We start from the raw sequence: 25,407 nt of genomic DNA on the forward strand, positions 1-25,407 counted from the left end.
CGAGGGCACCGACCCGGCCGAGGCGGCGGTTTTCGCGCGCGACACCCGCGTGGATGCCATGGCCATCTCCGTTGGCAACGTCCACCTGCAACAGGGTGCTGGCGATGGCCTCGACATCGAACGCATCCGCGCGATCGAGGCACTCACCGATGTGCCGCTCGTGATCCACGGTGGCTCGGGCGTGCCGGTCGAACAGCGACGGGAACTGGCCCGTGACACGCACATCTGCAAGTTCAACATCGGCACCGAGCTTCGAATGGCCTTCGGCACCGCCCTGCATGCGTCCGTCGCAAGGGACCCCGACCGCTTCGATCGCCTCGCGCTCCTCGGTGATACGGTCGAGGCGGTCACCGCCGCTGCGCGCACCAGCCTGAGCTCACTGAAGGTGTAGTGCTATCCACTACACTGGAGTGGCTTCGAGGAGTACGCAGTGTCTCATCCATTTCCGTCTCGACTGTCTATGAACGCGGAGGCTGGGTGTGCCGGTTTGACGCTGACACGTTCGCATTAGCCTGGGCTAGAAAGGCCACAGTGATGGCGGACACATTAATTGAAAGTCTTAATTAGAACACCAAGGGTGGCTGATCGGCCTCGTGGCATCTTTCTCCAGCAATCGCCTGGTAGGCTTCGTTATTTTCGAAGACTAGATGCACCTTGCAAATACAATAAGACTCGTTTAGTGCTTTGATCGTATGCACGTTTGGGTTTCTAGACTGATCGAACAAGATATAGGCTTTCGCACTGATCAGTTCTTGCTTGCTAAGCTTTGCCGCGGCGATCTTTTGGTTGAAAAGCTTAACGGACCGAACCAGGAACTCCGTCAGTTCCGATGAAGCTGGGAATATCGACTGTTTTATGAAGTCTACAGCGATAGGTTGGCTTTTCATTCCGACAGATGACCCGATCTGCCTGGAGATGCTGAGAAGTTTGGGCAAATGCCAGTGAGCTGGGTCGGGATGCTCATTGTAAATGAGGCTTTTTGCAATATCAGCGCTCAACCTATCCATGGTTTTTTAAAATACGTAGCAGTTAGGTGGGGTGATCTCGGCTGTCCCTATCAATTGTTAACATGCAATCTATTCGTAAGAGGGTTATGTGGGGCAGTCGGGCCGACAGTTGTTAGTGACCAGTATCTTGCTGTCAACAACAATGTGTCACACTGTCAAATCTTATATTTTTGGGTACCTGGTACCTTTAGAAGGGGTGCTGTTCGCTCTCGTATGAAAGAGGCGTAACGAATGCAATCTACCGTCCCGATGTAAATTGGCGCGCGCGTTATTGCTAATTTCTTGGGAGAATATCAGTATGTTGCACGCTGATTGTGTGAAACTGAGTGTTGCATTGGTGTCAGTGTCTGCGTTCTGTGAAGAGCATGCAGCAGGAAGGAGCAGATAGCAAGCGAGTCTGCAAAGTAGCGAATGGAATTACTTAAGTACAGCGCTGACTAGTAGCCCAAACCGTATCTCTCTCTTTTCATCTCGTTGCTGCGGGGGTAGCCACCTTAGATTGCTGCTGCTCCCGTCGTGACGTCTACGCACTTGGTGCGCTGGACAGGTTTCACACTGTGTGCTTATGCGTGCTAGCCCGCCCCACCTTCTGACCCTGATCCTGCTGACCGGCTTCTCGCCGTTGTCGCTCAACATGTTCATGCCGTCGCTTGCGAACATCGCGTTGGACCTCGGGACGGACTACGCGACGGTGAGCTGGTCGGTGTCGGGGTACCTCGCGATCACCGCGTGCGTGCAGCTTGTGATCGGGCGTCTGTCCGACCGGGTGGGCCGTCGACCGGTGCTCCTCGGCGCCGTGGGGGTGTTTGCCTGAGCGTCGGTCGGGTGTGTGTTTGCCGACTCGGTACAGAGCTTCCTGTTCTTTCGCATGCTGCAAGGTGGCATGACGGCTGGTTATAGCCTGTCGATGGCCATCGTGCGCGACACCCGCACCGAGCGTGAAGCGGTCAGCCTGATCGGCTACATCGGCATGTCGATGGCCGTGGCACCCCTGTTCGGCCCGATGCTGGGTGGCGTGCTGGACACGGTCTTCGGTTGGCGCTCGATTTTCGTCTTCTACGCGTTGGCGGGTTTTGGGTTGTTTGCGGTGTGCTGGGTTGACCTTGGCGAAACCCGGCGCGTCGCTCCCTCTGAGTCGGGCGCAGCAACCCGGTCGACCGGTTCCCTGTTGCGCGAGCCAACCTTCTGGGCCTATGCCCTGTGCAGCGCGTTCTCGGTTGGCGCCTTTTACATCTTCCTGACCGGTGCGCCCTGGGTCGCGGTGACGGACTTCGGCGTTGGCACGGCCGAGCTCGGCGTCTACATCGGGACCATCACGCTTGGGTTCATGTTCGGCGGGTTCCTGAGCGGGCGCTTCGGCGCTCGATTCGAACTGACCACGATGATGGTGGCCGGGCGCGTGGTCGCCTGTGTGGGTCTGATCATCGGGCTGCTGTTGCTGGCGTTCGGCGTGAAAAACCCGCAGTTGTATTTTGGCTGCACTGTGTTTGCCGGTCTCGGAAACGGCCTCACCATGCCGGCGAGCAACACCGGCGCCATGTCGGTGCGGCCCGATCTCGCCGGCAGCGCGGCCGGCCTGAGTGGCGCCTTGATCGTGGCGGGGGGCGCGGTGCTGACGGCCATCACGGGAGCGGTGCTGACGGAACGCAACGGCGCGGTCGCGGTGCTCGTCCTGATGCTGTCGGTGTGTCTGGTGGGCCTCGGCCTCGCGCTCTGGGCCGCCAGACTCAAACGCACTGCCCGGTTGGCGCGCTGACTGGGGCTGCGATCGCTACTCGAAGAACAGGTCGATCTCGTCGTCGGTGAAATCGTCGAAATCGGAAAACAGGTCGATGTAGTCGCCGCCATCCTCGGGGAACACCGACAGGCCGTTGCCGTAGAAGAGGTCGTCATCGCCGAGTTCGGCTTCAATGAACACCGGCTGGTCGAAATCGATACTCGCATCGAGTTCGACGTGCGCGGGCAGGACGATGTCGATCCCGCCGACGGCGATATCACCCTCGAACGCACCGTCGACCAGAAAGCCTTCGATCAGCAGTTCGCTTGATTGCGCCACGGTGTAGGCCACATCGTCGAGTGCGACGGAGTCGATGTGCACTCGGCCATTCTCGAGTCGACCGCGGGCGCGCAACCGACCCGCGGGGGTGGTCCCGGCCAAGCCCGATGCCAGCACCACGGGCATACCGGACAGCATGCCGTCGCGCAGCGTGCCGACGAGCTGGACCGTGGGCGAAGGTGGAGTGGACTCGATGAGACTGGCGACAATGCTACCGTCAGCGCGGCGCAAGCCGCTGACCCGCACACGCTCGCCCGGTGTGAGGTCGGCGAAGCTGACGGCGGCGTCTCCCCTGATGACCCGTGCCGCATTGCCCAGCGTGATCGACTGGTTCAACACGGTGAGTCGGTTGGCGCTGCGGTCGACAGTGGCGATCGCGCCGATCACCTCGTACACAATGGCGATGCGCCTGGCCCGGTAGCGCGCGTCGAGCTTGTCGGATAACACGGCCACCACCTGGCCGATCTCGAGGGCGTCGGCCGGCCGTGTCTGACCGTTGGCTTCGATGGTGGTCGTCTCGTCGAACTCGACGCGCACATCGGAGAGCCAGATGGACCCGAAATCGGTGACGGTGCCGACGATGCCCGTCCCGCCAATGCCGTCCTCGAGGCGCTGACCGGTGCCCCCGATACCGTCGGCGAGGCGTTGCCCGGTACCCCCGATGCCGTCGCTCGGCAGCGGCAGTTGGCAACCCAACACCGCCGCCGCGGCCAGCAACGCCGCCCAGAGCAGTCGTGTCACTGTGGCGTCTCGGGGCGTGTGCTGTGCTCGTGCCAGGTGTAGATGCCCATGTTGATGCGTTGTGTGCCGCCACCGCGCGCCGCGTCGCGTTGCTTGAGCTCGCGCGCGCGTGCGTTTATCCGCTTGAGCGCATCCATGCCGACCTCCTCGGTCAACGCCCGCAGCTCGGCGATGGCTTCGTCGCTGAGTTCGTCGTAGTAGACACAGCGTTCGAAAAAGGGCGGGGTGCCGCCCTGGATGTTGTGTGCCACCGCGTTGAGGTGGTCCGAGAGGTTCATGCCGAGGAAAAAGGCCTGCTCCTCGACGCCTTGACGTGGTACGAACGCCTCGCTCTGCAACGTGATCCGGCCGTCGTCGGCTTCCGAAACGATGCCCAATCGCAGCCATTCGTCGAGCACGACGCGCGGCCGCAGATCCTGTCGGCAGACCTCCTCGACCAGCGATTCGAAGCTCGGTTGATCCGTCGCCTTGAACGGTAAGGGTGCAGCGCTGCCGTCCGGTAACCGGTAGTGCGGTTCGCTGATCCAGCGGGCGACGATGCGCACGCTCTGGTTTACCGCGAGCGGTTCCTCGACGCCGGCTGCGAGTTGTGTGCGCAGCCGCTTGATGTCCTTGCGGTGGATACCGGTGAGCAGGCTCATGCGCGTGTCGGTCTGCGGTTTGCCCGGCAGCGGGTGTTCGTGCTCAGCCACCTGGACGTAAGCGCTCTTGAGCAGCTCCAGCAACTGGGGATAGACGACGCGGTAGCGCATCAGCAGCCGCACCAGCGCCAGCACGATCAGCCGTAAAGCCTTGATCAAGGGTGCAGGAGGCTCGCCGAGGCCGCCCTTTGTCGGGGGGGCGTTGTTCATGTCCACGACCGTAGCACAAGGAGGGAATTATTCCCACTCACTGGTTCCCAGACGGTGTGAACGGTTCTCGAGGCGACATCTCAGGGTTGACGTGGGAAATTTTCCCACTATTATTGCCTCCGAAAGCGAGGGAAATAATCCCACGCTATAACCGGAGACACTCGACATGAAGACCCCCTTATTGGCACTCGCCGTGTCAGCCGCTTGTCTGGCCAGCGCGCACGCGCAGGCGTTCAGCGTTCGGATCATCAACGGAACCACCGCACAACCCAGCGCCTACCCCTGGATGGTGTCGCTGCGGCAGGGCGGAGGACAGTTCTGCGGTGCGAGCCTGATTGCACCCAACTGGGTGATGACCGCCGCGCACTGCGTTGAGCAGGAGAGTGCGCAAGGCATGCAAGCGGTGATCGGTGATTTCGACCTGACTGACACTGACCAGGCCGAGCAGACACGGGGCGTGAAGCGCATCGTGATCCACCCGGACCGCACAGGTCGGGACGAGGACCACGACATCGCCCTGTTGGAGCTGCAACGGCCGGCGAGCAACGCCGCGGTGGCACGTGCATCCGCCGCCGAGACCGACGCGATCGCCGCCGGCACGCCGCTGACGGTGATGGGCTGGGGTAACCGGTCCACCACAGGTGAAGACTTTCCCGATCGGCTACACGAAGTCCAGGTGCCGTTGGTCTCGCAGCGCCAGTGCGAGACCAACTACGGCGGTGGCATCACTGGCAACATGATCTGTGCCGGCCTGCCGCAGGGCGGCAAGGACTCGTGCCAGGGTGACAGCGGTGGGCCTTTGGTGTTCCAACGCGATGGGCAGTGGTTGCAAGTCGGCATCGTGAGCTGGGGCGAAGGCTGCGCGGTACCCGACCGACCCGGTGTCTACGCGCGCGTCGGCGCCTACACCGACTGGATTGCCAACACGCTGTCCGGTGGCGCCGGCAGTAACGGCGGCACGGGTGACATGGGTGACACAGGCGGCACGGGCCAGCCGGATGAGCCCACTGACCCGGATGCCGGCCCAGATGTCGGCGGTGGCGACAACGGGGATGGCGGTTTCCCGCTGGCGGGAGACGTGTTTGGTCTGCCCGCGTGGCTGGATCTCTTTGCCTATGAGGGCGAGGTGGCCGAGGCGAGCCTGAGCTTCGTCAACACGACCGACACGTCGGTGGTCGTGTCGTCTGCAACCATCGACAGCCCGGCCTTTGACGTCGTGGCCAACGGGTGCACTGCATCCCTTGCGCCAGAGGCGAGCTGCGACATCGGCGTCGCGTACCAACCGGGCGACTACGGCGACTTCGACACCGCTAACCTCATGATCACTGTGGACAATGGCGCACTGATCGACGTCGTGTTGGTCGGGGAAAACCTTGCCAGCCTGCCGGGTATTGGCGGCGCCGACGAAGGTGACTGGTTCGCCGACGACAGTGTGTGGATGCTCGATGCCGACGGTGATGGCTACGCGCTCAATGCCTGGTCCGTGGTGGACGGGGACACCGGATTGCTGTTCGCCGAATTCGACGGACCCGGTCTGCTCGAATTCGAGTGGGGTCTGTTTGGTGAAGACCCAGAGAATCGTCTGGTCTATGCCGTGGACGGCGAACCGGTGCGCACCTTGACGGGCGGACACCGCACGGTCGGCACGCATGCGACGACGCTGTCCGACGGTCGGCACACGGTGACCTGGGCGTTTCAGAAGCGGGCGGCGTCGACCGGTCAGGCCAAGGTCAGTGCGCCCCGGTTTACGCCTCGGACGAACGTGGCAACGCAGACGCAGTCTCGACCCACAGCTGCTCAACCGGACGCTGGGACACCGATAACCGGGGGCGGTGCTGGCGGCCCGCTCGGTACGCTCATGCTGCTCGGTGCGGTGGCGTTGCACCGTCGTCGCCGCGGCTGATGACCACGGCGTGACCGCGTGTTTTCGGGGCGGGTCGTCAGCCCGCCCCGAAACCGCTCGCGGCACGGCCCAAACCCGCGTCCGCGCGGATCGTATTGTTCAGGAGCTCACCATGTTGATCGACACACGTTCTCTTTTTCTCGCCCTCGGCTTGTGCAGCATCGGCCCGTCGGTGGGGGCCACCGCCGCACTCGAACCCCTGCGCGCCGTGGGATTTGATGCCGAGGGTGTTAGCATCGAGGTGCGTAGCCACGGCTGCACCCACGCGCACGACTTCGTGCTCGACTGGGTGTTTGTCGAGCAGACGCCGGTTGCCTTGCAGGTTCGCCGGGAACGGCCCGACCGCTGCCGCGGTAAGCCGCGCTGGGTGCGCTTGCGATTCGATGTGAACCACACCTTCAGCCGAGACATTGATGTCACGAACCCGTTCTCCGCGTGGGCGCGGTCCCCTCAGTAACGGCCTTGCGTTGACCGTGTGCGCCAGCGCCCTGTGGCTGCTTCCCGCTGCGCACGCGAGCACGGTCGGCACACGGGGTGCGACCTCGTTGCTCAGCCTCTCGCAGACGTTCAGCAACGGTGACTACGGGCTGGATGTCGACACCGACCTCAAGGCGACGGTGGTGAAGTGGGTTTACCGCCAACGCGACTGGGGCTTCAGTCTCAGTGTGCCGTACCTCGACATCACCGGGCCTGCGACGGAAATCTGGGAGGACATCGACACCGGCGAGCTGTTTCTCGTCGACGTCGACGACGACAACCGCGAGGGCCTCGGGGACACGGTGTTCAGTGTCGACCGCGTGCTGTCGCACTCCGTGGCCGGGCGACCCCAGCTCAAGGCGGGCGTGTCGCTCAAGGTGCCGACGGGCGATGAGTTCAAGGGACTGGGCAACGGTGAGTTCGACCTTGCCCTGGTGGGCAGCGGCCGTGTGCGGCGTGCCGAATCGGTCTTCAACGTGTCCGTGGGCTACCAGTTGATGGGCGACACCGATGACATCGACTACAACAACCGGGCGTTCGTGGCTGCCGGTGTTTTCCGTCAGCTCGACAGGCGATCCGGCGTGGGGTTGCGCTGGCAATACAAGCAGGCTTCGCGTGATGAGCGGGACGACCTGATGTCCGTGGGCGCCTTTGTCACCCACCGGCTGCGACCCGCGTGGACTGCGGCAGTGAATCTGAACGTCGGCCTCAGTGATGCGGTGGCGGATGTGGCGTTTGGTGTGCAGGTCTCCCGGCGCTTCTGACCGCAGCTGAGTCGCGCTTTATGGACGCAGGGCGTACCCTCAACAGTCCACGGGTTGCGAAGCGGTTCGTCATGTGTCTCTTCTGCGAGATTGCCAACAAGCGGGTGCCATCGGTCATTGTCTGGGAGGACGCGGACATCATGGCGTTTCTGGATATTCACCCCATCAGGGAGGCGCATTGTCAGATCATGCCAAAGGCGCACTACGAGACGTTCGAGGACGTGCCCGCGAGTGTCATGACCGAGCTGGTTGCGGCCGCGCAACGGCTGGCGAAGCGTATGAAGCAGGTCTACACGGTGGATCGGGTCGCGTTCCTGTTCACCGGCGGTGATGTACCGCACGCGCACGCGCACCTGCTGCCAATGCACGAGAAGACCGACATTACCTCGGTGCGGTACATTCTCAACGACGAACCGCTGCGCTACGGTGAAGCACACCTGCACGCCGACACGGACACACTGAAACGGGTAAGGCGGCAACTCGACTTCAGCGTCTGATGCTGTGCCGGCGGCCAGGCCGATTCGTTCCACCCCGGAGAAAGGCCCGATGACGCGATCTGACAACGCAATCTGGCACGCAGGCGAACGTGCACTGCAGGACGAGGCTGGTGTGCGCGCTCGCATGGAGGCGGTGGGCCGCCACGCCATCCGGCCGTACCTGCAACTGGAAGACAAGGCCTTCTACGCGCAGTTGTCCTGCATCGCGATCGGGACGGTCGACGACCGAGATCGACCCTGGGCCACGCTGTTGTTCGGGCAACCCGGGTTTGTGCACGCCGACTCGTTCACCGAGATGCGTGTCGCAACCGCGCCGCCCGATACGGATCCTGCGGCGTCCGGTCTGCAAGCCGGGCGGGCCATTGGCATGCTGGGTATCGATCTGGCGACACGCCGTCGGCACCGCGTCAATGGCCGCATTGGCTCTCGCGCGGAGGGCGGGTACTCGGTGTCGGTCGATCAGGCGATGGGCAATTGCCCGAAGTACATTCAAACCCGAGACACTGCCGTCGACGGTGGCGTGAAGCGCGGTGGGGAAAAGCGCAACCTGAGCCCAGCCGCAGACGACGTCCGTTCCAGGGTCGGTCGCGCAGACACCTTCTTTGTGGCCTCCTACACCGACATCGAGGATGTCCGCTTGGTCGATGCGTCCCACCGTGGCGGCAACCCCGGATTCGTGCATGTCGACGACGACGGCACCCTGACAGTACCCGATTTCGCAGGCAACGGCTTCTTCAACACACTCGGCAATGTTCACCTCACCCCGTTTGCGGGGTTGGCATTCCCCGATTTCGACACGGGTGAGCTCTTGCAGCTCACCGGTGAAGTGGAGCTCGTCGCACACGACGCCACTCGCCTCCACTACGCGGGCGCGGAGCGGTATTGGCGTGTGACACCAAGCGAGGTCGTGCTTCGGTCCGACGCGGTGCCGGTCGGCTGGACGCTGCGCGCAGCGTCGATGTACAACCGTCGGCTCGGGCCGTGGTCGTCGCCGTGACCCTGCGTCAGTCGGCGGGAAGAGCCAGCCCGTCACAGCAGTGGTTGTTTGTCGGTTCGCTGAGCGAGTTGTTGCGCAGACGCTGAAGCCCGTCCCGTTGGTACCGTCGCTGGCTGCGGCGCGTAGAGGTGTCGTGCTCTCTGCACGTGCTGCCTGTCAACTGTCGGGGTATCGGCCCGGCAGTTCAGGAAGCGGAAATCGACACGGACAGACCGGTAACATGGTTGTATGACTCAACAATGAGTTGTTTCACTACCTGAAGCTGTGCGTCTGTCAAGGGTGTGAAGATCATCACCAGGCCGTCCCAGCCGTCGCGCCTGTCGGCCCAGGGGTGGCGCTCACCCCAACCCCGCTCGACCATCTCGAGCGCCCGTGCATAGGGCAGCGGTGCGTGCAGACTACCGTCGGTGTGAATGTGGGCGAACTCCCTGCCAGAGACGATGGTTTCAGGTCGGGCGACCGGCAGGCTGTCGTTCAGCCACATGCCCTTTGCGCCCGGTAATGACACAATCGTGCGACGTTGCTCGACGCCCGGCAGGGCGAACGCGAATCGTGTCAATGCCGTGAGCAGTTCGGTGTCTGGCGTGATGTTTTTTTGCACGTGCGGCACCTGGCCGCTGGTTGTGATCGGGTCGCCAACGCGCTGAGGCAAGGGTGCGGTTGCCGTTGTCGATGCCGTGGCCAGCGCCGCCATTGCTATCGGCATGCTGCTGCGGTTCACCGCAGCGACCGCTTGCCACACGCCGAGCGCAGCGGCCAAGACCGCGGCGAGCGTTGCTGTGCGTGAGATGGACATCGCGTTCTCCCGGTGTGCGGCACATCACGGCGTCCCGCGGGCGTGCACTGCGTGTGGGTTGACTATACGGCAGGCGCTGGCGGTCGGAACCCGAAGACACTGTTCGGCTGACCGGTGCAATCGGGGGCGCGGGTCTCGCGCGGTTGCACGCGGGCAATGCGGGTATCGGATAGACTGAGCGACCTGGCGGAGCTCTTCAGGCGCGACATGACAGACTGTGACATCGCGATCATGGGCGGCGGCCTGGCGGGCGTCACGGCCGCGCGCGAGTTGCGCGCGGCAGGGCGCTCGGTAGTGCTGCTCGAGGCGCGCGACCGCGTCGGCGGGCGGGCCTGGTTTCAAGCCTGGCACGGCTACCCGATCGAACTGGGCGGGGGCTGGGTCTACTGGTCGCACCCGCATGTGTGGACGGAAATCACCCGCTACGGTCTCGAGCTGTTCGAGCGGCCGGGGTGGCCGAGTTCGCCGGAGTCCCGTGTGCATGCCCTGGTCGGCGGCAAACGTGTGACCCGAGCGCTCGGCGACAACCTGGCCGCGCTGCAACCGGTGATCGAGGATTTCGCAAACGAAGCACGGCGGGTGTTCCCTCGGCCATTTGACCCGACGCATGCCTGGGACGTGGTCTGTGCGCTGGACCACCTCTCGGCGCAGGACCGCATGGACCAGCTCGAACTGCCCGACCTGCAACGTGCGATGCTGCACCGCATGTTGGCGATGCAGAGCCACAACCACCCGTCGCAGGGCGCCTACGTTGAGTTCCTGCGCTGGTACGCGCTGAGCCATTTCAATGTCGAGGTGTATCTGTCGTCAGCGTCGCGCTTGCAATTCCAAGGAGGCACCTGCAGCTTGATCGACGCGATGTTGGCCGACGCCGATGCCGACGTGCGGCTGAACTGGCCAGTACGGTCGGTGACTGAGTCGTCAGATGGGGTTGTGCTGACATCCGTCTCGGGATGCCAGCTTACGGCACGGCACGCTGTGGTGGCCACACCGCTCAACACCTGGAAAGACATCGATTTCGACCCGCCCTTGTCGACGGAGAAACGCACCCTGAGCCAGGAGGAGCACACTGGCAAGGGCCAGAAGCTCTACGTGCGCGTCAAAGGGCACTGGCCCGACCTCAACCTCGCCGCCGACGGCGAGGCGGCGATCTGCACGGTGATCGTGCAGGAGGCGCGGCCCGACGAAACGCTGTTGGTGGTGATGCTGGTGAATGACCAGCTGGCGCCCTACAACGTAGCCATTGTTCAACGCGGTCTGCGCGCGTTTGTGCCTGAGTTGGAGGTCATCGACTTGTTTCACCACGACTGGGTGGCCGACCCCTACGCGCAGGGCACCTGGTGTGGCCTCCGGCCCGGTCAGACGTCGCGGTACCTGCTGCAGGCGCAGCGGCCCGAGGGCAGGCTCGTGTTTGCCGGAGCCGACATCGCCTCGGGTTGGCGCGGGTTCTTCGATGGTGCCATCGAATCCGGGCTGCGCGCGGCTCGAACGCTGTTGCAAGATCCGCCCTAGGGCGTTGTATCGCCACGCCGTCATTGTGCCAACCCGGCACAGCGTGTTCGATTCCCGCTGGGTATCCAGTTCGGCGTCGCCCGTCGAGTGGCCTCTATGGCGACAGCCGACGCGTCTTGCGTCACGTTTTCTCCACGGTGTTTTTAGACGCGTCGCACACAGAAAACCGCGGTTTTTCTGACCCATGCCGCATTGGGTGCATTTGTGTGACCAGCGTCACACGCGTTTTGTGACGGGCGTCACACAAGCCCTATCAATCGCATTCAAGCGAACGCCGATACCTGAAGTGCGTGTGCGGGGTAGTGCTCAAGTCCTCCCCACACCCGACTGCAGACCCCTCCGGGGCGACGCCGCGAAGAAAAGCAACAACTCAACCCCAATCGGCTCCGGCTGCGGGCCATGTTTCACGCAGCACTGGTCGTTCAGTAGGAAAAACCACAATGAAGAAGCACGTATTGCTTGTCCCCGCCGCACTGCTCCTGGCCGCCTGTGGCGGCGGAGACAACACCACCGGTTCCCGTCAGCTCAGTGCCCCGGTGCAATCCGACACCACCATCCAGGGCGACGTGCGCACCAGTGCGTCGTTGCTGCCAGTCGGCGAGATCCGGGTCTCGGTGCGCGGCAGTGACGTCAGTACCACCGTTGACGCGGCCAGCCAGTACCGCATCGACCTGCCAGCCTCGGACGACGACCGCACCGTCATCGTCGACTTCCGCGGCGACAACATCGTCGAACAGAGCCTCAGTGTCTTCGTGCCCGCACAGATCGAGTCGGTTGAAGCGGACGTCGACGTCGGCACACGCACCGCACCGGTCGCGTTCAACCTCGACGTCGGTGGCGAGCTCAAGAACGCAGGCAGCTCGACCCGCACGTCCGTGACCGTGCCGCCGAACGCCTTCGAGTTGCCCGACGGCACGATTGCGACCGGCGACGCCTTCGTCAGTATCACCGAGATCGACATCCAGGACTACGCGGGCAACAGTGCGTGGGTGCCCGACATGATCGGCACGCGTGTGAACAGCACAGAAGAAGTGGCGATCACGTCCTTTGGCATGAGCGACTTCCACTTCTACCAGGGTGACCAGGTTTTGCAGCTGCGAGCCGGTGTGGAAGCAACCATCAAGATGGACCTGCTCGAGCCCTACACCATCACCAACGACAACGGTGTGCCGCTGCCCGCGCAGGCCGGTGATGTGATGCCGCTCTGGCACTACGACCCGCAGGACATGATCTGGGAAGAAGAGGGCTTCGCGGTGGTGTCAGCCGACGTCGGCTCGTCTTCGGGTTACAGTGCAGCGGGCAAGGTGTCGCACTTCTCGACCTGGAACATTGACGTCTGGACGCCGCAGATCCCGGCTGAAGTCAACTTGTATTTCGAAGACGAGAACGGCGTGATCATCGAGGGCTCTAACACCTGGATCAAGAGCTACCACGTGACAGCCAAGACCGTGCGCCCGAGCTGGCACGGCGAGAGCGCCTGGACCAACCGCCGCAACCTGACACCAACCGACCGCTGGATCACCGTGATGGCCAACGGACCCGACCGCCAGCACCTGATCGACACGGTGCCCTACGTCACGGGCTGGGTGGAAATGGACATCTCGGTTGACAGCATCGTGCTGGACGACGCCTACCTGCCCGGCATGGGCATGAACTTCCAGCTGCCGGTGTCGGGCCGCAAGGTGTTCCGCAGCTACGACGGTGACCACTCCATCACCCTCAGCTTGCCAGTGAACTGACACAGCCAGGCCCCGTGCAGGCCTGCGGGCCTGCACGGGGCTGTTCGAAACCGACGACAAGACGCGCCTCAGCGCGTCTTTTATGTGTGCCCGATCTGAAACGCGCCGATCGCGGGTGCCGCAAGAACACTGACCCCACCGCCGTTGCACTGAATTTGTTGGGTGGGCCGCTGTCTACCGGGGTGCGTGTGCTCCGGAGCCCCGGTGGCAGCGTGGCGTGATTGAATCTGCATTGCGCGCCTGCATGTTAGGCACGCCGCGCCACACCATAGCTTCGGTGACCCCATGTCCACTGACACCCTGCAACTCGAATTGGCCAAGCAATCCGATGCCGCGGCGATGAGCGTCCTGTCGCGTGACGAGATCGAACACGGGCTCGGCTGGCGCTACACACCGCAGCGGCTGGTGCAGGTGATTCGCCATCCGGCCAAGAATGCGGTCGTGGCGCGGCGCGACGGGGTGCTCGTGGGCTTCGGCGTGATGACCTACCGGCGCAACCAGGCCAACCTCGACCTGCTCGCGGTGGCGCCAGAGCACCGTCGCCACCGCGTGGGCTCGGAACTGGTGCGGTGGCTCGAGAACGTCGCGGACACGGCCGGCTGCTACAACGTGTTCGTGCAACTGCGCAGCCGAAACGCCCGCGCCACAGCGTTCTACCGTGCGCTTGACTACCACGCGCTCGGCCGCGTGCCGCGCTACTACCAGGGTGTGGAAGACGCGACCGTGATGGCCAAGAGCCTGCGCCCGATGGTGGGCTGACGCAAACGGTGCCTCAGGCCGCCGTCCGCGTTTCGATCAGCCGCGCGTAGATCGACGCGCCAATGGGCAGACAACTCTCGTCGAGGATGAAGCCCTCGTTGTGCAGCGGCACGGTGCCCTCGTGCCCGACCGTGCAGTAGGCGCCGGGCACGGCGCGCAGCATGTCGGCAAAATCCTCCGAGCCCAGCACCGGGTCGGGGGTGAGATTGGCCTGGTCGTCGCCGACCACCTCGGCGGCGACGTCGAGCATCACCTGCGACAGGGGTTCATCGTTGACCAACACGTCAAAGGTGTCGCGAATGTCCACGTCGATGTCGACGCCGTAGGCGGTGGCCGCGCCGGCGCACAGGTCGCGGATCCGCTGCCGCACAGTCTTGGCGAGCTCGGCATCAAAGTAGCGCATGGTGCCGGCGATGGCACACTGCGACGGAATGACGTTGTACGCTGACCCGGCGTGAATCTGGGTCACCGACAGCACGATCGAGCTGATCGGCGGCACGTTGCGGCTGACGATGCTCTGCAGCTGCTGCACGAGCGACGAGCCGATCACGATCGGGTCGATCGACACGTGCGGCATGGCGGCGTGCGCGCCCGAGGCGTTGATCGTGATGTCGAAGAAATCCGCCCCGGCCATCGCAACACCGGGTTTGATGCCGACGGTACCGGGCTTGCCATCCGGCTTGTTGTGCATGCCGTAGATCTCGTCGCAGGGGAAGCGCTCGAACAGCCGGTCGGCGAGCATCGCGCGGGCGCCGCCAAGCCCCTCTTCGGCAGGCTGGAAAATGAACACCGCCGTGCCGTTGAAATTGCGGGTTTCGGCGAGGTAACGCGCGGCACCGAGCAGCATGGTCGTGTGCGCGTCGTGGCCACAGGCGTGCATGACGCCCGGGTTCTTGGAGGCAAAGGGCAGGTTGGTCTGCTCGTGTATCGGTAAGGCGTCCATGTCGGCGCGCAGACCGATCGTGCGGCCGGGCGCGGTGCCTTCGAGCACGCCCACCACGCCGGTCTTGCCGACGCCGGTGTGGGTGGTGATGCCCCACTTTTCGAGGTGCTCGGCGACCAGGGCCGAGGTGCGGACTTCCTCCATGCCGAGTTCGGGGTGGGCGTGGATGTCGCGTCGAATGGCGACAAGGTCGTCGGAGAAGTCGGCGATCCGGTCGATCACGGCCATGGCGGGGGGGCTCCGAGCGCAGAAGGGTGTGGCTGCCACCTTACAACGCCGCGCGCGGTGTGTCTGTGTGCCGTGGGCTGGTGTTCTGCACGGCGTGGCGGGTGCCCGGCTTGACGGCATTTTGGCGTGCGCCGGATAATGGCGGCGGGTCGGCAGTTCCCCAGGCGTCGCTGCTCCTCCGGGAGAGCTAAACCTGCCGCGTCATATTTTTCAGGCTCCGCACGTCACAGGGCGCCGTACCGTCAAGTCAGCGACCAGCGATCACCCAGCGCGCCCGCTGTGGATGCACCATGAGCAAGAAACCCGTTCCGCTTCAGGTCGACGATCTGTCGGCGTTCACGCGCGCGCTGTCACGCCAACTCGGTGACGCCAGCCCCGCCCACCTCACACTGCTGAACATGGTGGCCCGCTCGGCGGGCTTCCAGAATGCACAACACATGCGTGCCGCGACCACAGCAACGCGGCGGCCCAACCCACCGTTGGACTCGCCCCCCACCGATGTGCGCGCAGTAGAGCGCTCGCTGCGGCAGTTCGACGCGGAGGGCCGACTGCAGCAATGGCCAACCCGCCGCGCCGTGCAGACCTTGGCGCTTTGGGGGCTCTGGGCGGTGCTGCCGGCCGCGACCGAGCTCTCGGAAAAAGACATCAACCGTGTGCTGGAGGGTGAACACCTGTTCGGCGACCCGGCCACGTTGCGCCGCACCTTGATCGCGTGCGGTTTGCTGACCCGCGAGACTGACGGCTCCCGCTACCGGCGGGTCGAGCAGGCCCCGTCTGCGGAGGCGCGGGCCGTGATGCGCAGTTTGCGGGATCGACGTCGACAGCGCGCGCAGGTCCACACGGACGCGCCCTCGGCGGCGCCCGCAACGCGGTAGAGTGGCGGCACCCAACCGGAGTCGCCGCTGTGGACGCACTCAACGTCACTGAAATCAAGGCCTTCGTGCCCGCACGCGACTTCGCACAGTCCAAGCGCTTCTACACCGACATCGGTTTCACGATGGCGTCCGAGGGCGGGGGCGTTGCCTACTTTTACCGGGGCAACGCGAGCTTCCTGTTGCAGGATTTCTGCACGGACGGGCTGGCGCAGGACTTCACCATGCACCTGTTGGTGACCGACGTCGACGCCTGGTGGCAGCACATCGACGACGCCGGCGTGGTCGAGCGCTACGGCGTGACGCTGTCTCCGGTCGAGCAGCAACCGTGGCGCATGCGCGACTTTTGCCTGAGCGACCCCACCGGCGTGGTCTGGCGCATCGGTCAGAACACCGACTGAGCCCGCCCGAGCATCGCCAATGCGCTGGCGCCGGCGCGGGGTGCCGGCCGGTGCCGCTCGTGGTAGGCTTTCGCGCCCTGTGACCCAGCCCGTGGAAGCGGACGTGCGCTCTTGGCATTCGACCTTGTACCCGATTCTGTTCGCCGGCGCGGCGAGCGTGTGGAGCGGCACCGCCCCCGCCTTTGACGGCATTGTCTACGGCGTTGGCGAAAGCCGAGACTCGATCGCGATTTTCAGGTCAGGGCTGCAATTGGCGTTCGGTCGGCGGTGGTACGAAACCGAGCGCGGCTTCGTGTCGGGGTTTCACGAGGTGTCACTGAACCACTGGTGGACCGGCGAGGAGTCGATCACCGGCGTCGCGTACTCACCCGTGTTCACCTACCACTTCGTCGGCGGGGCCCGCGTGCAACCCTACGCCGAGTTCGGTATCGGCGTCGGTTACCTGTCCGACAAGACCATCCGCTTCCGCAACCTCTCGACGCGGTTTCAGTTCGAAGACCGCTTGGGCGTCGGGTTGACCTTCGGCAAGGACAACGCGCACGACCTCAATTTTCGGTACATGCACTACTCCAACGCCAACATGAAGGAGCCGAACCACGGCATCGACATCTTCATGCTGTCGTACGCCTACACCTACTGACGCGGGTCAGTCGCTCGACCCGCTGGCCGTGGCGCGCTTGGGCCAAAGTCGGTACCACGCGCGCTGCCACCACGGGCGTGTGTCTGTCGGGTCGGGCGATGTGCTCGCCTCCGGGTCGGTCTCCAACCACACCACCAACGGCAGGTCGGTGTCGGGCAGTTCGCGGCAGCCGTCACCGCCGTCCGCGTCGCTCGCGCGGGTCGGGGCGACTTCGATGTACACGGTCTGCTCAAGCGCGTGCAGGACGGCGAGTTCGGCCTCCCGCTCCACGGTGAACCGTTGGCGTGGCGCGTCGTCGGTGTCCCAGGGGCAATCCATGCCGACGACGGTGTCGCCCAGTGCCAGGGACGTGGACAAGACGCGGCGCAGGTGGGTGCGGGCCGGGCCGGTGACGCCGTTTTGTGACTGCACTTTCATTTTTCTCAAGGTGTGCTTCGACTTTGAGACAGAATGCCCATTTCAGGCGGGAACAGATGTGACGCAGTTCGCAAAACGCGGGCGCGGGTGTACCGTTTTCGAGCCGGGTGTCTGTGGCCGTGTTGTTGCACACTGGCGGTGGTGTCGAGGCCGGAGGGTGAGATGACGAGACGGGGGCGGGGTATGACAATCGATTGGCGCTGTGCGCTCTGCGTGTTCTTCGCCGTTGCAACCACCGTGGCCGCTGCCCGTGACGTTGTGCACGTGCGGTTGCAGGACCGCCTCGACCGGCCACGTGATGGCTATTGCCTGGACATCGTGGGCACTGGCTCGAACCTGCGCCTCGACCTGCCGTTGTTTGCACACAACTGCAAATCCGGCCCCACGCCGGATAGCAGTGTGCGCGTGAGCCGCGAGGGCTGGCTGCGCTTTCCCGGTCCCGGCGTGTGCGTGACGGCCTTCGGTGTCAACAACACGGTGTTGCCCGGGACGGCGGTGTTGCTGCGCCCGTGCGGTCACCAGAGTGCGTTTTTCGACGCATCACGTCTGCAGCGCTTTGACTGGCAGTCGAACGGGCAACTGCGACTGCGCGGTTTCGACGTGTGCCTGTCGGTTGGTGAAGACTCAGCGGAGACCTTCTCCCCAGCTGATCGGTGGCGGGTGTTGCTGCTGGCACGCTGCACCGAAGTGCCCCTGCGTCTCTCGGCCTGGGAACGCGCGCCGCTGCGGTGACCACAGGCGTCGCGGCGCGAGCTAGTCAGGCGGTGGGCGGGTGTCGCCGGGCCGGCGGAAGGTGATGAGCTTGTTGCAGGTGAAGTTGAACAGGAATACCACGCCGATGGCCATGGCTGTCGCGATCAGGTACTGCACGTGCAGCTCGTGGATGCTGAAACTGAAGATGAAACGGTTGATGCCAAGCCCGATCACGGCGAAGCCGACGAACAGCGGAAACTGCTGCAAGTGGTACTGCACTTCACTGCTGAAGGTGATGAAGGCCTGAAACAGGTAGTTCACGATGACGCCGAAGATAAAGCCGATGGAGTTGGCGTCCTCCTTGTCGACCGCGGCGAGCTCCACCAGTCCGGCCACAATCGAGATGTGGATCCCCGCCGCGAGGCAGCCGCCGAGGATGTAGCAGAAGAACGTGATGCGTAGCAAGCGTCCCAGGACAGACACGACAGACCCCAGACAGAGCGTTTCACCCTAGTGTACCGAAGCCCGTGCAAGGCAACAGGCCAAATATGGGGACTGCATTCGGTTTTCGCACGAAAGCGCGATGCGGTGGATCACTATTCTGCCGGTTTGGCGTCCGGGCTGCAGTGGTGCGATTGGCTCCCGCGACACGCCTGCGCACGCACCCAGACATCGGCAGGCGTACAATGTCGCGGCTGGTGGCACGCGGCAACGGGGAGACGACAGTGAACAGGCGGCGGTTTCTGGCGATGGCGAGGGCGCTCGGGCTCGGCGCACCCGCGGCGGCGGCGCTGGCCGCCTGCGCGGGCACCCCGGCGGGGGCGACGACAGTCGGGCGCGTCACGGTCATCGGTGCGGGTGCGGCAGGCCTCACGACGGGCTATCTGCTGCAGCAACTCGGCATCCCCTTCACGATCCTCGAGGCGGCGGCGCAGCCCGGCGGCCGCATGAAACGCACGGCCGACTTTGTCGACTTCCCGGTCCCGCTCGGCGCCGAGTGGATCCACGTCGACACCGACATCCTCGAGGAGATCGTCAACGACGACACCGTCGACGTCGACGTGCCGACCACGCAATACAACCCGCGCACCGACTACGCGCTCTTCGAAGGCGATCGCTACACCATGCGGGACATCGGCTTCGCGATCGAAAGCAAGTTCATCGGCGCCACCTGGCTCGATTTCTACGAGCGCTACATCCTGCCGTCGGTGGCCGAGCACATCCGCTACAATGCCGTTGTCGAGTCGGTGGACTACACCGCCGACGCGGTGGTGGTGCGCACGCGGGAAGCCGCCTACACCTCCAAGCGTGTGGTTGTCACCGTGCCGGTCAAACAGCTGCAGCGCAGTGCCATTGCCTTTTCGCCGCCGCTGCCGGGCTGGAAGCAAACGGCGATCGACCGCGTGCGCGTCTGGGACGGCTGCAAGGCTTTCATCGAGTTCTCGAAGACCTTCTACCCGGCGGCTGTCGCCTTCGAGATCACGCCCGAAACGGCGGGCCAGAAGCTGTACTACGACGCGGCCTACGGGCAACGTGTCGACCGGCACGTGCTCGGGCTCTTCGCCGTCGGCACCGGTACGCTGCCCTACGTCACGCTCGACGACGACGCGTTGATCGCCTACATGCTGGCGGAACTCGACGCCCTCTTTGAGGGGCAGGCCTCACGCCACTACCTGCAGCACACCTTCCAGAACTGGAACACCGAGCCCTTCATCAACGGCGCCTACGTGGTCAGCCACGAGAACTGGCGGCGCGTGCGCACCCTTGGCAAGCGCGTGGGCGAGCGGCTGTATTTCGCCGGCACGGCCTACACCGAGGGCGACGACTGGAGCAGTGTGCACACCGCGGCGCGCTCAGCGGCGCGCGCCGTGCGCGAGATGCTCGGGGCCTGATGAGGCGCCGTGCGGCGGTGTTCAGTCGGGGTTGATCGCCAACAACTCGACGTCGAAGACCAGCGTCGAGCCCGGTGCGATCTTGCCCGCCGCGCGGTTGCCGTAGGCGAGGTTGCTCGGGATGAAGAGCCGTGTTTTCTCACCCTCGACCATGAGCTGCAGGCCTTCGGTCCAGCCCGGGATCACCTGATTCAAGGCGAATGTGATGGGTTCGCCGCGGTCAACCGAGCTGTCGAACACCGTGCCATCGATGAGTGTGCCGTGGTAGTGCACCTTCACCCGGTCCCGCGCGCCGGGGTGGTCAGATCCGCTGCCCTCGGTCAGCACTTTGTATTGCAAGCCGGACGCCGTCACCTCGACGCCGTCCTCGCCCGCGTTGGCATCGAGAAACTGCTTGCCGAGCGCGATGTTCTCCTTGGCTTTGCCACTGCCGATGAACTGCATCGCGATGTACGCGACAAGGAAAACGGCGATCAGGATGAGAACAAATTTCATGGGAGTCACTCAGGGGTCAGGTCGGCGTCCGCGTCAGACACCGCGCGGGTAGGCAGCGCAGTATAGCGACTGATCGCTGTCTTCTGTGGCCAACACGCGACGGCTGATCGGGTCACTGGTGCAACCAGATGCGGTGGCGACCCAAAGGCGACACCGTCAGCGGCGCGAGGTCGTCGAGGTCGGTAGCGTCACCGTAGCCCACAACAGGGCGGTCGTCTGTCAGCGCCATCGCGTGCCGAACGGCGTCGCGCAACACCCCCGCGCGGGCAGGCTCGGTACCGACGAACACATTGGACAGGCCGATGCCGTGTCGGTCTACGTGCGTGATCGCACCGCCCACGGCATGCTCGCGATCGCGGAGGGTCCAGAAGGCGTTGTCTGCATGCTGCAACACGGCGGGTGGGAAGACGCGGCCTGCAGGTGAGGGTGACCACTGGCGCCACCGGGCTTCCCAATCGGCGAGTTCAGGTGCGGTCGTCACCCGCTCGAAACGCAACGCGGTCTCCCGCTCGGGCTTGACCGCGTCATCGACGCCAAACCACTCGGCGTCGAACAGGATCCTGAAGCCCAGCGCTGCCATGGCGGCGACGTCGAGCGCGGCCGCACAGTCGGCCACGCCGAGCGGGTGGGGTCGGCGCTCTGCCACGATGGCGTCGATGGCAGCGAGCTGCCGCTCGGGGTCACCTGCAACGCGGGTGACGATGTCGGAGTAGTAGGGCGGCGCGCGGTCGCGCGCGAGTGCCCAGAGGTCGGCGTCGCAGGCGTAGGCGAGGCCGTGCGCGTCCATGACGCGGCAATACCACGCGAGGTTGTTTTCGCTGGCGTCGGCTCGGTGCATGGGTGCGCTCGGCGAGTGGGTGGGGTCTCGGACTATGCTCAGTATGCAGCCCGCCCCCGGTGGCTGCACGACCGCACACGAAGAGACCCCGCCGTGGCTGAAATCGAATCGATCGACAGCGTTGTTGCCTACCAGAACAAGTGGATGACGGTGCGCGAACACCGCATTCGCCGCCCGAGCGGCGCCGAGGGAATATTCGGCGTGGTCGAGAAACCCAATTGCGTGGTGTTGCTGCCGATCGACCGCGGGGAGATTCACCTGGTCGAGCAGTACCGCTTCCCGGTGGGCGCGCGGTTCTGGGAGGCGCCGCAGGGCGCCTGGGAGGAACGCCCCGACGCGCCGATCGAGGCGCTCGCGGCCGGCGAATTGCGCGAGGAAACCGGCCTGGTGTCCCACCGGCTCCGCTGCCTCGGGCAGGTGCACCTGGTGCCCGGGTACTCGAACCAGGCGTGTTGGGTGTTCCTCGCCAGCGAGCTCGAGTCGGCTGGCGAAACGCGCCTCGACCAGGAGGAGGAGGGGCTGATCTCGCGGGCGTTCCCGGTGGAGACGTTCGAGGCGATGATCGCATCGGGCGAGGTCAAGGACTCGACCACCCTGTGCGCCTACGGTCTCGCGAAAGCCAAGGGCGCGCTCTGACCTGAACCGGACTGGGGAGCGCGCTAGCAGGATGCTGAAAAACTACTGCGAGCCTCAATTACCGCGTTGCTGCGCTGCTCGGACCGAGCCTATCTGCTTGATATGTCTCGGCCTCTGCGCTGCTCGCGCCTTGTACTTGAGTCTCTCGCTACGTTTTTCAGCAACCTGCTAGACGCGCGTGCCCTTCGACCAGGTGCTGCGCACGCGTGGCGTGCCCTCGTGCACGGCCACGTGCAGCAGGTCGCCCCGGCACCCTACGGCGATGCGGCCGCGGTCGAGCAACCCGCTGGCGACAGCGGGGTTGTGCGAGACACAGTTGATCGCGCGCGGCAGGTCCTGCCAGAGGTCCGCCAGACGAAATGCTGACAGCAGCAGCGCAGCGGGCACGTAGTCCGACGAGGCGATGTCGAGCAGGTCGGCCTCGGCGAGCGCGCGCGCCGACACATTGCCCGAGTGCGACGCGCCGCGGATGATGTTGGGCGCGCCCATCATGATGTGGATACCGTGCTCGCGGCAGGCGGCAGCCGCTTCGACTGTGGTCGGAAACTCCGCGATCTGCACGCCGTGTGTGTGGGACGTCGCCACCTGAGCTGCGGTGGTGTCGTCGTGGCTTGCGAGCACCGCGCCGTAGCGGGCCGCCTCGGCCACGGCCGTGACTTCGTGTTGGATGCCGACGCGGGCATGCAGTGCCTGCTGGGCGGCAACGTGTTCGCGGAACGCGTCGTCGTTCATGTTGCGTTTTTTGCCGAGGTACACCTTCAGGGCGTCGAGGTCGCGAAACTGGCGTTGCCCCGGTGTGTGGTCCATCAGGCTGACGATACCAACCCGGTCGGCCGGGCCGAATTCGGCCAGTTCCGAGGTCAGGGTTTCCGAACACACCTCGGCGCGCAGATGCAGGAAATGGCTGATGCGCAGCACCCCTGCGGCACGTGCGCGCAGCAATGCCGTGGCGAGCTTGCGCGCGTAGGCGCCGTAGTGCACATCGCGCGACACGATCGAGCCGACGCGCAGCGCGTCGAACACGGTCGTGATGCCGGTTGAAGCGAGCTCGGCGTCGTGTGCGATGATCGCGGCGGTCAATGGCCAGTGCACTTCCGGCCGCGGTTCGATGTGGCGCTCGAGGTTGTCGGTGTGCAGCTCCACGAGGCCCGGCACGACGTGGTCGCCTTGGCAGTCGACGCCGCCGTCGGGCACGCGGGCGCCCTCGCCAATTTCCGTGATGACACCGTCCTCGACGCTGACGTACCCTCTCAGTACACGGTCTTGCAATACCAGGTTGGCGTTGGCGAGACTGACGGTGCCTGACACGGCGCTGTCATCTGCCGCTGCTATACGGTCAGCAGCCAGGGATAATGTCATGACCTACTCTCGCTTTGCACTGTACGATCTGCCGGCGGATGCCGAATTGGCGCGGCACGGTGCCGCGTGGCTCGGCTGGGACGCAGAGCGCGGCACGGTGTGCGACTCGCCTACGCTGCCCGGCCTCGATGACGTCACGATGACACCGCGGAAATACGGCTTCCACGGCACGCTGAAAGCCCCGTTCCGTCTGGTGGACGGCGTCGATCTCGATGCCCTGAAAGAGGCCGTTGCCGCGCTTGCGTTGTGTACGGCACCTGCGCGCTGCGATGGCTTGCGCGTCGCGACGCTCGGACGCTTTCTCGCGCTGGTGCCGGTGGGTGACGCGAGCGACGTATCCGCCCTCGCGGCGCGCTGCGTGACGGCGCTGGACTGCTTTCGCGCGATGCCGAGTGACGCCGAGATGGCGCGGCGGCGTGCCGTCGGCCTCACACCGGCCCAGGACGCGCTGTTGCTGGAATGGGGCTACCCCTACGTGCTGGAGGCCTTCCGCTTCCACATCACCTTGACCGGCGTCCTTGGCGCCGACGCGCTCGACGCGTGGTATGCCACGGTGGTGTCCTTCCTGCCCGCCCTGCCGGCGCCGTACACCGTTTCGAGCTTGGCGTTGGTGGGTGAGCGCGAGGATGGTCATTTTGAGCTCATCGAGCGCTACGCGCTGACCGGTTGAAGCGCCCGCAAGGCGGCTGCGACCGCGTCGTCGAGCGAACCGTCGTTCGCGATGTGGACAACATCAACGCTGTCCGGCAACGGTCGGTTCGACCGCGCGAGCCGGTGCCGTATCTGGTCGAGGCTCTCGCGGCCGCGCTGGGCCAACCGCGCCGCGATGGTCTCGGGGCGTGCCGTGACATGCAAGGCAATCACGGCTGGAAACCGGGCCACGGCGTCGCGCACCGCGTCTCGAGACAGGTTGACCACGCAGTGCTCGCCGGCCGCCACGTCGCGCAGCACGTGCAAGGGGATGCCGTAGGACAGCCCGTGGGCGTGCCAGTGCAGGCAAAAGGCGCCGGCGGACACGGCCTCACCGAAGGCTTCGGCGTCCATCGGTATGTGGTCTTCGCCGGGTAGACCGGCTTCGCGCGTGACCACACGGCGCACACGCCGCAGTCGCGTGTCGGCTGCGAGCATGCCGTCGATGACGCTGTCCTTGCCGACGCCGGAAGGCCCGACGACGGCGATCAGCCGGCCTGCGTCCAGGCTGTCGCGGTTCACGCTGCCTGCTCCGGTGTGAAGGCGCTTATGTCGATCGCCCGGTCGCAGACCCGGTCTCGCGCCTCCGTGTCGTGGAAAATGCCGACGATCGCGGCACCGCGGGCCTTGGCCCGTTCGATCAGCGACAACACCACTTCGCGGTTGACCGGATCGAGGCTGGCAGTGGGCTCGTCGAGCAACATGGCCGGAAAGGCGTGGGCAAAGCCGCGCGCGATGTTGACGCGCTGCTGTTCACCGCCCGAGAAGGTCGTGGGCGAGAGCGACCACAGGGCCTCGGGAATGTTGAGTTCGCGCAGCAGTTCGCGTGCGCGGTCTTCGGCGTCGGCCTCGGACACGCCAAGCGCACGCAGCGGCTCGGCGACCACCGCGAGGGTCGGGACGCGCGGTACCACGCGCAGGAATTGGCTGACATAGCCCAGCACCTCGCGCCGGGTGGCGATGATCTCACGTGGCTCGGCGGAGGCCATGTCGACATCGCCGACCCGGATGACGCCCTGACCGGCGAGGTAGTTGCCGTGGATCAGGCGCATCAGGGTGGACTTGCCCGAGCCCGAGGCACCCATCAGGGCGACACACTCACCCGGGTCGACACGGAAGGACACACCCTCGAGCACCTGAATCACCGCGCTGCCCTGGTTGTGCAGCGTGAAGGTCTTGGCGACGTCGTTGAGTTCGATCATGG

General features: G+C 64.9%; 27 protein-coding genes and 1 pseudogene. 17 read left to right on the forward strand and 11 right to left on the reverse strand.

Going from position 1 to position 25,407, the window contains the following annotated elements:
• Positions 1 to 391: class II fructose-bisphosphate aldolase (locus tag AAGA11_07850; GenBank protein ID MEM9602761.1), on the forward strand; the 391-nt coding region annotated here is incomplete at its 5' end.
• Between the two features lie 1,181 nt (positions 392 to 1,572).
• A pseudogene (locus tag AAGA11_07855) lies at positions 1,573 to 2,763 on the forward strand (multidrug effflux MFS transporter).
• Positions 2,764 to 2,778: 15 nt separating this feature from the next.
• On the opposite strand, the gene AAGA11_07860 reads toward AAGA11_07855, so the two are convergent.
• Together AAGA11_07860 and AAGA11_07865 are read right to left on the reverse strand one after the other, a co-directional pair.
• On the reverse strand, positions 2,779 to 3,804 hold the full coding sequence (locus AAGA11_07860) for a DUF5666 domain-containing protein (protein ID MEM9602762.1): 1,026 nt from the start codon (positions 3,802 to 3,804) through the stop codon (positions 2,779 to 2,781).
• The gene (locus tag AAGA11_07865; protein ID MEM9602763.1) at positions 3,801 to 4,655 is read right to left on the reverse strand and encodes a DUF6502 family protein; all 855 of its coding nucleotides are present in this window, start codon (positions 4,653 to 4,655) and stop codon (positions 3,801 to 3,803) included. The genes AAGA11_07860 and AAGA11_07865 overlap by 4 nt, the downstream gene beginning before the upstream one ends.
• Before the next feature lie 166 nt (positions 4,656 to 4,821).
• Here AAGA11_07865 and AAGA11_07870 point away from each other — a divergent pair, with 166 nt between their 5' ends.
• The 5 genes from AAGA11_07870 to AAGA11_07890 all read left to right on the forward strand — a co-directional run bounded on the left by AAGA11_07870 (position 4,822) and on the right by AAGA11_07890 (position 9,293).
• The gene (locus tag AAGA11_07870; protein MEM9602764.1) at positions 4,822 to 6,558 is read left to right on the forward strand and encodes a serine protease; all 1,737 of its coding nucleotides are present in this window, start codon (positions 4,822 to 4,824) and stop codon (positions 6,556 to 6,558) included.
• Positions 6,559 to 6,670: 112 nt separating this feature from the next.
• Entirely contained in the window at positions 6,671 to 7,015 is a 345-nt protein-coding gene (locus tag AAGA11_07875; GenBank protein MEM9602765.1) for a hypothetical protein, read from the forward strand.
• Positions 6,972 to 7,799, forward strand: a complete 828-nt coding sequence (locus tag AAGA11_07880; GenBank protein MEM9602766.1) for a transporter — start codon at positions 6,972 to 6,974, stop codon at positions 7,797 to 7,799. The genes AAGA11_07875 and AAGA11_07880 overlap by 44 nt, the downstream gene beginning before the upstream one ends.
• A gap of 71 nt (positions 7,800 to 7,870) precedes the next feature.
• On the forward strand, positions 7,871 to 8,296 hold the full coding sequence (locus AAGA11_07885) for an HIT family protein (protein MEM9602767.1): 426 nt from the start codon (positions 7,871 to 7,873) through the stop codon (positions 8,294 to 8,296).
• Positions 8,297 to 8,345: 49 nt separating this feature from the next.
• The gene (locus AAGA11_07890) at positions 8,346 to 9,293 is read left to right on the forward strand and encodes a pyridoxamine 5'-phosphate oxidase family protein (GenBank protein ID MEM9602768.1); all 948 of its coding nucleotides are present in this window, start codon (positions 8,346 to 8,348) and stop codon (positions 9,291 to 9,293) included.
• 184 nt (positions 9,294 to 9,477) lie between these two features.
• Here AAGA11_07890 and AAGA11_07895 read toward each other — a convergent pair whose 3' ends face one another.
• Positions 9,478 to 10,089 carry a luciferase family protein gene (locus AAGA11_07895; GenBank protein ID MEM9602769.1) on the reverse strand — a complete coding sequence of 204 codons (612 nt, stop codon included), beginning with the start codon at positions 10,087 to 10,089 and terminating at the stop codon, positions 9,478 to 9,480.
• Positions 10,090 to 10,296: 207 nt separating this feature from the next.
• Between AAGA11_07895 and AAGA11_07900 the strand changes: the two genes are divergently transcribed.
• The 3 genes from AAGA11_07900 to AAGA11_07910 all read left to right on the forward strand — a co-directional run bounded on the left by AAGA11_07900 (position 10,297) and on the right by AAGA11_07910 (position 14,099).
• Complete coding sequence (locus AAGA11_07900) at positions 10,297 to 11,601, forward strand: NAD(P)/FAD-dependent oxidoreductase (GenBank protein MEM9602770.1); 1,305 nt, start codon at positions 10,297 to 10,299, stop codon at positions 11,599 to 11,601.
• A 440-nt stretch (positions 11,602 to 12,041) separates the two neighbouring features.
• Complete coding sequence (locus tag AAGA11_07905; GenBank protein ID MEM9602771.1) at positions 12,042 to 13,340, forward strand: hypothetical protein; 1,299 nt, start codon at positions 12,042 to 12,044, stop codon at positions 13,338 to 13,340.
• Positions 13,341 to 13,625: 285 nt separating this feature from the next.
• Complete coding sequence (locus tag AAGA11_07910; protein MEM9602772.1) at positions 13,626 to 14,099, forward strand: GNAT family N-acetyltransferase; 474 nt, start codon at positions 13,626 to 13,628, stop codon at positions 14,097 to 14,099.
• A 13-nt stretch (positions 14,100 to 14,112) separates the two neighbouring features.
• Here AAGA11_07910 and AAGA11_07915 read toward each other — a convergent pair whose 3' ends face one another.
• Positions 14,113 to 15,270, reverse strand: coding sequence for a M20 aminoacylase family protein (locus AAGA11_07915; protein ID MEM9602773.1), 1,158 nt, complete (start codon positions 15,268 to 15,270; stop codon positions 14,113 to 14,115).
• 290 nt (positions 15,271 to 15,560) lie between these two features.
• Between AAGA11_07915 and AAGA11_07920 the strand changes: the two genes are divergently transcribed.
• The 3 genes from AAGA11_07920 (at position 15,561) to AAGA11_07930 (ending at position 17,183) form a co-directional block, all read left to right on the forward strand.
• On the forward strand, positions 15,561 to 16,145 hold the full coding sequence (locus AAGA11_07920) for a DUF2087 domain-containing protein (protein MEM9602774.1): 585 nt from the start codon (positions 15,561 to 15,563) through the stop codon (positions 16,143 to 16,145).
• Positions 16,146 to 16,174: 29 nt separating this feature from the next.
• The gene (locus tag AAGA11_07925; GenBank protein ID MEM9602775.1) at positions 16,175 to 16,543 is read left to right on the forward strand and encodes a VOC family protein; all 369 of its coding nucleotides are present in this window, start codon (positions 16,175 to 16,177) and stop codon (positions 16,541 to 16,543) included.
• A 103-nt stretch (positions 16,544 to 16,646) separates the two neighbouring features.
• Entirely contained in the window at positions 16,647 to 17,183 is a 537-nt protein-coding gene (locus AAGA11_07930; GenBank protein ID MEM9602776.1) for an acyloxyacyl hydrolase, read from the forward strand.
• Positions 17,184 to 17,189: 6 nt separating this feature from the next.
• Here the strand turns inward: AAGA11_07930 and AAGA11_07935 are convergent, their stop codons facing one another.
• On the reverse strand, positions 17,190 to 17,600 hold the full coding sequence (locus tag AAGA11_07935) for a hypothetical protein (GenBank protein ID MEM9602777.1): 411 nt from the start codon (positions 17,598 to 17,600) through the stop codon (positions 17,190 to 17,192).
• A 183-nt stretch (positions 17,601 to 17,783) separates the two neighbouring features.
• Here AAGA11_07935 and AAGA11_07940 point away from each other — a divergent pair, with 183 nt between their 5' ends.
• On the forward strand, positions 17,784 to 18,332 hold the full coding sequence (locus tag AAGA11_07940; protein ID MEM9602778.1) for a hypothetical protein: 549 nt from the start codon (positions 17,784 to 17,786) through the stop codon (positions 18,330 to 18,332).
• 21 nt (positions 18,333 to 18,353) lie between these two features.
• On the opposite strand, the gene AAGA11_07945 is transcribed toward AAGA11_07940, so the two are convergent.
• On the reverse strand, positions 18,354 to 18,776 hold the full coding sequence (locus AAGA11_07945) for a GtrA family protein (GenBank protein ID MEM9602779.1): 423 nt from the start codon (positions 18,774 to 18,776) through the stop codon (positions 18,354 to 18,356).
• Positions 18,777 to 19,018: 242 nt separating this feature from the next.
• On the opposite strand from AAGA11_07945, the gene AAGA11_07950 reads away from it, so the two are divergent.
• A complete protein-coding gene (locus AAGA11_07950) occupies positions 19,019 to 20,185 on the forward strand; it encodes an FAD-dependent oxidoreductase (GenBank protein MEM9602780.1) in 1,167 nt (388 codons plus the stop codon).
• 21 nt (positions 20,186 to 20,206) lie between these two features.
• Here AAGA11_07950 and AAGA11_07955 read toward each other — a convergent pair whose 3' ends face one another.
• Together AAGA11_07955 and AAGA11_07960 are read right to left on the reverse strand one after the other, a co-directional pair.
• Positions 20,207 to 20,680: an FKBP-type peptidyl-prolyl cis-trans isomerase gene (locus tag AAGA11_07955; GenBank protein MEM9602781.1), complete on the reverse strand. Its 474-nt coding sequence runs from the start codon at positions 20,678 to 20,680 to the stop codon at positions 20,207 to 20,209.
• Positions 20,681 to 20,792: 112 nt separating this feature from the next.
• Positions 20,793 to 21,518 carry a hypothetical protein gene (locus AAGA11_07960; GenBank protein ID MEM9602782.1) on the reverse strand — a complete coding sequence of 242 codons (726 nt, stop codon included), beginning with the start codon at positions 21,516 to 21,518 and terminating at the stop codon, positions 20,793 to 20,795.
• A 93-nt stretch (positions 21,519 to 21,611) separates the two neighbouring features.
• Between AAGA11_07960 and AAGA11_07965 the strand changes: the two genes are divergently transcribed.
• Positions 21,612 to 22,154: an NUDIX hydrolase gene (locus AAGA11_07965; protein MEM9602783.1), complete on the forward strand. Its 543-nt coding sequence runs from the start codon at positions 21,612 to 21,614 to the stop codon at positions 22,152 to 22,154.
• Positions 22,155 to 22,322: 168 nt separating this feature from the next.
• On the opposite strand, the gene AAGA11_07970 is transcribed toward AAGA11_07965, so the two are convergent.
• On the reverse strand, positions 22,323 to 23,462 hold the full coding sequence (locus AAGA11_07970; protein MEM9602784.1) for an alpha-D-ribose 1-methylphosphonate 5-triphosphate diphosphatase: 1,140 nt from the start codon (positions 23,460 to 23,462) through the stop codon (positions 22,323 to 22,325).
• A gap of 49 nt (positions 23,463 to 23,511) precedes the next feature.
• Here AAGA11_07970 and AAGA11_07975 point away from each other — a divergent pair, with 49 nt between their 5' ends.
• The gene (locus tag AAGA11_07975; GenBank protein ID MEM9602785.1) at positions 23,512 to 24,183 is read left to right on the forward strand and encodes a DUF1045 domain-containing protein; all 672 of its coding nucleotides are present in this window, start codon (positions 23,512 to 23,514) and stop codon (positions 24,181 to 24,183) included.
• Here AAGA11_07975 and phnN read toward each other — a convergent pair.
• Both phnN and phnL read right to left on the reverse strand, forming a co-directional pair.
• A complete protein-coding gene (phnN, locus tag AAGA11_07980) occupies positions 24,165 to 24,725 on the reverse strand; it encodes a phosphonate metabolism protein/1,5-bisphosphokinase (PRPP-forming) PhnN (protein MEM9602786.1) in 561 nt (186 codons plus the stop codon). The genes AAGA11_07975 and phnN overlap by 19 nt on opposite strands.
• The gene (gene phnL / locus AAGA11_07985) at positions 24,722 to 25,405 is read right to left on the reverse strand and encodes a phosphonate C-P lyase system protein PhnL (protein ID MEM9602787.1); all 684 of its coding nucleotides are present in this window, start codon (positions 25,403 to 25,405) and stop codon (positions 24,722 to 24,724) included. Before phnL ends, phnN begins: the two co-directional genes overlap by 4 nt.
• Between the last annotated feature and the right edge of the window lie 2 nt (positions 25,406 to 25,407).

Source organism: Pseudomonadota bacterium (genome assembly GCA_039196715.1).
Classification (GTDB): domain Bacteria; phylum Pseudomonadota; class Gammaproteobacteria; order CALCKW01; family CALCKW01; genus CALCKW01.